This window comes from Methylobacterium sp. WL119 (assembly GCF_008039875.1).
Classification (GTDB): Bacteria; Pseudomonadota; Alphaproteobacteria; order Rhizobiales; family Beijerinckiaceae; genus Methylobacterium.
The window spans coordinates 1-5366 of sequence record NZ_VRUU01000171.1 but is presented as its reverse complement, the minus strand read 5'-3'; the positions used below and the strand labels follow the sequence as shown (position 1 = coordinate 5366).

The following is a 5366-nucleotide window of genomic DNA, read 5'->3' as shown; positions in this document are numbered from 1 at the left end:
CGTGGGGATGCGAGGAGCGCGACGGATCGCCGTCCATCACCTCAACCTACCGCTCTCGCAGCTTCGCGCACTTGGCGCGTCGCAGTGTCGACCTGCTCGCTCGCACGGGCAATCGCATCCATGCCGCTAGCGATCGACGTCACCCCCTGAGCTGCCGTATGCATGCTGCCCGACATCTCACGGGTGACGGCCGACTGCTCCTCAACCGCCGCAGCAATCGCTGCAGACACCTCGTTCAGTGCTCGGATCGTGCTCTGGATCGAACCGATTGCACTCACAGCCTCGCACGTGGCCGCCTGGGTAGCGGCGATTTTCACCCGGATCTCATTGGTCGCCTTGGCGGTCTGTGCGGCCAGAGCCTTCACCTCGGCAGCCACGACTGCGAAGCCCTTACCGGACACGCCAGCCCGCGCCGCCTCGATCGTGGCGTTGAGCGCTAGAAGATTAGTTTGCGAGGCGATGCCCTGGATCATCGTGATTACGTCGCCGATCTGGGCCGCCTGCTCGCTCAGGCCCTCAACGATACCAGCAGTGTGGCGCGCCTGCTCGACCGCCTCACCGGCCATTCGCGCGGCGTAGCTTACCTGTTGACTGATCTCGGAAACGGAGGCCGACAACTCCTCCGAACCCGAAGCCATGGCTTGGACGTCGCTTGAGACCTGTCCGATTGTTCCGACGGCATCGGCCGTCTGCCGCGTCACGGCCTCAACCGCGGAGCCAATCGCGTCGAGATCCGCACCGATTGCGCGTTGCGCCTCGACCCTGCGCTGCCGGTGCTGCACTTGTTCGGTGATGTCGGTAGCGAACTTGACGACCTTCAGCACCGTCCCGTTCGAGTCGGTGATCGGGTTGTAGGTCGCCCGGATCCAGACTTCACGGCCGCCCTTGGCGATGCGGCGAAACTCGCCAGCGGCAAACTCGCCGCCTTTCAACCGGTCCCAGAAGCCGCGATAGACCATGCCCGACCGCTCGACGTCATCCACGAACAGGCTGTGATGACGGCCTTGAATCTCCTCAAGCCGGTAGCCGACGGCATCGAGGAAGTTCTGATTGGCGTCGAGGACCGTGCCGGTTGGGTCGAAGGCGATGACTGCCTGCGAGCGGTGTAGGGCAGCGATCTGACCATCGCTGTCCAGCGCGCGAAGCTTCTGTCCGGTGATGTCAGTGGCGATCTTGACGATTTTGAAAACACGACCGGACCGGTCTCGAACGGGGTTGTAGCTCGCCTGGATCCAGACCTGACGCCCGCCCTTGGTGATGCGCTTGAACTCGGCGGCCCTGTAGGTCCCGCAGCGCAGAGCATCCCAAAATGCGCGGTATTCGGCGCTGTCTCTGTCGGACGCCTCAACGAACAAGCTGTGATTCTGGCCCTGGATCTCGGCCAAGCTGTAGCCCATGGCGTCGAGAAAGTTGGGGTTGGCGGTCAGGATGATCCCGTCCAGCCGGAACTCGATGATCGCTTGCGACAAGCCGACCGCATCCAGAGTCGCTTTAGCGTCGTTATTGCTCAGTGCGAACACGGCTCGGCCTATCAATTGATAAAATCGAATCTAATTGATCATTAATTGGTTAAAATCAGTTAAACAGCCCCCCAATCGACAATCACTTGTCCGAGATCGGGGACGCTTTGTGGAATGGAAGACAATCAACGCCAACGTCTACGATTGCCTAACCGCAGGTTGTATTTGCCTGCGCTTCATGCCGATCCGCCCTTCGGATGGTCCGATTGACCGACAACGTGGCCATCGAACGTCTGCTGGCGTGAAACCAATCCATACAGCATCGTGAACGAGTTGGATCACAGGCGGAACGTCCGCTTCCGGGCGAAGAGTTAGGGTCCGCTTCCCACCGAGGCTGTGTGAGAACGCGTTTGCGGACTGGACGGACCTGACAGCGCAAGGCCCAAAGGGACCGGGCTTTCAGCCTCGGATGGCTGCGATGAGCGGGCCGGCACCGAGGATCGCGATCACCCGCTTCATGTTGTAGGCAAGAACCTGCAGGCTCATCTCACCGGCCACGTTCCTCAGCCCCCGGGTCAGGAAGTGGGTCGCTCCCATCCAGGCTTTCAGGGTGCCGAAGACGTGCTCGACCGTCTGGCGGCGGTCACGCATCGCGTTCGGGTTCTCGTCGAGCCGGCGCTGGACGGCTTCCAGCACGTGCTCGTGTTCCCAACGCGTGATGCGACGCTGCTCGGCGGGCGTGCAGGAGGTCTTGATCGGGCAATTCGAACAGGCCGACGTCCAGTACCGCCGTAGGGTCATCCCGTTCTCGATGCTCTCGAAGCGATAGGTCAGCGTCTGGTCCCCCGGGCAGCGATAGGTGTCGTCGCTCGCCTGGTAGACAAAGTCCTGCTTGCCGAATCGGCCCTCGGCCTTCGCGCCGGACGTCATCGGCTTTGGCAGGGTGACCGCGATCCCCGCCCGGTCGCAGGCCAAGATCTCCTCACCGGAGAAGTAGCCCCGATCCGCCAGAACCTGGATGGCTTCCTCGCCCGCGGCGGCCTGAGCTTGCCCCGCGATATTGGCGAGCTGGGTTCGGTCGTGGCCGACGTTGGTCACTTCATGGGCGACGACGAGGTGATGCTTCGTGTCCACCGCGGCCTGAACGTTGTAGCCGACGAGCCCGGTGCCCTTACCGTTCGTCGCCATGGCCCGTGCATCGGGGTCGGTCAGCGAGATCTGTCGGTCCGGCGCGGCCTCGACGAGCGTCTCCATCGCCTGCAACGCGCGCAGCCGATCCCGGAGTGCAGAGAGCCGCTCCTCCAGGCGTGGGGTTCGAAGCTCTGTCACCTCGGCCTCCTGACGGTCGGCGGTATCGAGGGCCGCGAGGTAGCGCACGATACTCGTCTCGACCTGCTCAATGCGCCTGCGGACCGCGGCCGGGGTGAAGTTCCGGTCGCGCGTATTCACGGCCTTGAACCGGCTGCCGTCGACGGCCACGACGCCTCCGGCCAGGAGACCGACCTGCCGGCAGAGCATCACGAAGTGCCGACAGGTCGCGCGAAGCGCATCCCCGTTCTCGCGTCGGAAGTCGGCGATCGTCTTGAAGTCGGGTGCGAGGCGGCCGATCAGCCACATCAGTTCGACATTGCGGCCAGCCTCCCGCTCCAAGCGCCGGCTGGACGGGATCTGGTTCAAGTAGCCGTACAGGTAGAGCTTCAATAGCGTCGCGGGATGATAGCCGGGTCGACCGGTGGCGGCGGGCGTCACGCCGGCAAAGCCGAGTGCTGCGAGATCCAATTCGTCGACAAACGCATCGACGACGCGGGCTGGATTATCTTGCGTGACGTAATCGTCCAGGCAATCAGGAAGCAGGGCAACCTGGTGACAATCTGCAGCTTGGACAAAGCGTGTCATCCCGGGTCTCCGCTAGAGGCTAAGTCTAACACAAAAATTATCAAATTAAATATATGTTGCCATAAATTGCTGATTGTCTGTCGAAGATTTCAGATCCAGGGATCGAACGATCGACGTCGCAGATTTCTTTGAGCTTCCTTGCGATCTTGCAACGATCGGGATGGGGGGGCAAAAAGCCTGCCCGCCGCTCTCCCAAGCGGCCGGACATCCCCAGCTTGGCGTCCTCTTTTCACACAGCCTCCACCCGTTGCGGACTTCACAGGTGGGGACCAAGCGTCAGGTTTGGGTTCATCCGCGCTTCTGGTGCTGCGGGAGTCGAACCGTGCTTTTGGACGTTGATCCTCACCAAGACCGAGGAGGCGTCGGATGCCGATCTCGAACCCGTCGCTGCCGACAGTGCCCGATGGGCTGCACATCGATGAACTGACCCTCGACCCGTCCGGGCTGTTGCTTCTTGCCAGGACCACCGCTGCGCAGGCGGTCTGTCCCACATGCGGCTACGCCTCTTCCCGGGTCCATAGCCGCTACTGGCGAACGATTCAGTACCTGCCGTGGCAGGACCGGGCCGTCACGTGGCACGTTCAGGTGCGCCGCTTCCGGTGCAGCCATTGCCCGGGCCGGATCTTTGTCGAGCGCATCCCGGGCTTGATGGGATCCAAGGCGAACCGGACAGAGCGTCTGTCCGAGGCGCAGACCGAGATCGGCATGGTGCTGGGCGGCGAGGCCGGAGCCCGTCTTTCGCGGCGGCTGTGCATGCCGGTGAGCGGCGATACCGTCCTGCGCCTGATCCGCCGCCACCCACCGCGGGCCTACCCGGCTCCGCGGTTGGTGGGCATCGACGACTGGGCTTGGCGGCGCGGGCGACGTTACGGCACCATCGTGTGCGATCTGGAACGTCGTCGCGTTCTGGCTCTGCTGCCGGGCCGCTCGTCCGCTCCAGTCAGGGACTGGCTCTCGGCGCATCCGAGCATCGCCGTCGTCAGCCGGGACCGAGCAGGCCCCTACGCCGAGGCCGCCCGCAGCGGCGCCCCCGCTGCCATCCAGGTCGCCGACCGCTGGCACCTTCTGGTCAATGCCTCCGAAGCCCTCCGTTCCGTCGTTGCGCGCCGCCAGACACAGATCCAGCAGGCGGCCGGACTTCGGTCTTCTTCCGGTAGCATGCCAGCCGTGCCCGCTCCCGCGCCGTCTCTCTCGCAACCGAGCGAGAACCGCCGTAGGCGCTTCGACGATGTCCTGCATCTTCATGCGGAGGGTCTACCGATCCTGCAGATCACGCACCGGACCGGACTGGCCCGCAACACGGTGCACAGCTACCTGCGGGCCGGCACGTTCGTTCCGTATCGCCGAGCGCCGGGACCGAGTCTGCTCGACCAGCATCGCAGCCTTGCCGAAGCCCGTTGGCAGGAGGGGCTCCGCAGCGGCGCCGCCTTGCACCGGGAACTGCGGGCGCGGGGCTTCGGTGGCGGTGTCGATATCGTTCGACGCTGGATCGCTCAACGGCGAGAGACCGCACCGGATCGCTCTCGATTGCGGCACACGCCCTCGACGCGCCGGACTACGCGCCTGTTGGCGAGCGATCCGACCAAGCTCGCCCACGACGAGCGCGCCTTCATCGACGCACTGTGTGAGGCGGCTCCGGAGGTTGGGATCACGGCCAGCCACGTGCGGGCCTTCGCCGATCCGCTGCGACAGGACGATCCAGCGGGGCTGGAGCCCTGGCTGGACGCGGCAGCAGCAACGGGATTGTGCGGTTTCGCTGCCGGCCTGCGCCAGAATCTCGATGTCGTACGAGCGGCGATCACGCAGCCCTGGAGCAACGGGCCGGTCGAAGGTCAGGTCAACCGCCTCAAGCTGATCAAGCGGCAAATGTACGGTCGTGCCGGCTTCGACCTCCTGCAGCAGCGGGTGCTTCATGTGGCATGACCAACAGCCAGGAGCCGGTGCAACTCTACCCATCAGCTCTCAATCACCCGTCAGCACCAGAAATGCGGATCAACCCAGGTTTGAACC

3 protein-coding genes are annotated in these 5366 nt (G+C 64.0%); 1 reads left to right on the top strand and 2 read right to left on the bottom strand.

Annotated features, from left to right (window positions below; all coding sequences use genetic code 11):
• Positions 1 to 41: 41 nt before the first annotated feature.
• The gene (locus FV227_RS27590) at positions 42 to 1520 is read right to left on the bottom strand and encodes a PAS domain-containing methyl-accepting chemotaxis protein (RefSeq protein ID WP_147860372.1); all 1479 of its coding nucleotides are present in this window, start codon (positions 1518 to 1520) and stop codon (positions 42 to 44) included.
• A 399-nt stretch (positions 1521 to 1919) separates the two neighbouring features.
• Positions 1920 to 3356, bottom strand: a complete 1437-nt coding sequence (locus FV227_RS27585) for an IS1182 family transposase (RefSeq protein WP_147860371.1) — start codon at positions 3354 to 3356, stop codon at positions 1920 to 1922.
• 387 nt (positions 3357 to 3743) lie between these two features.
• On the opposite strand from FV227_RS27585, the gene FV227_RS27580 reads away from it, so the two are divergent.
• Positions 3744 to 5279 (top strand): ISL3 family transposase, encoded by a 1536-nt coding sequence (locus tag FV227_RS27580; protein ID WP_147860373.1) that lies wholly within the window; start codon positions 3744 to 3746, stop codon positions 5277 to 5279.
• The last annotated feature ends 87 nt before the right edge of the window (positions 5280 to 5366 follow it).

Bases quoted from the DNA above. Each gene is read 5' to 3' on its own strand.
- FV227_RS27585 (WP_147860371.1), bottom strand. From the start codon at position 3,356: ATGACACGCTTTGTCCAAGCTGCAGATTGTCACCAGGTTGCCCTGCTT.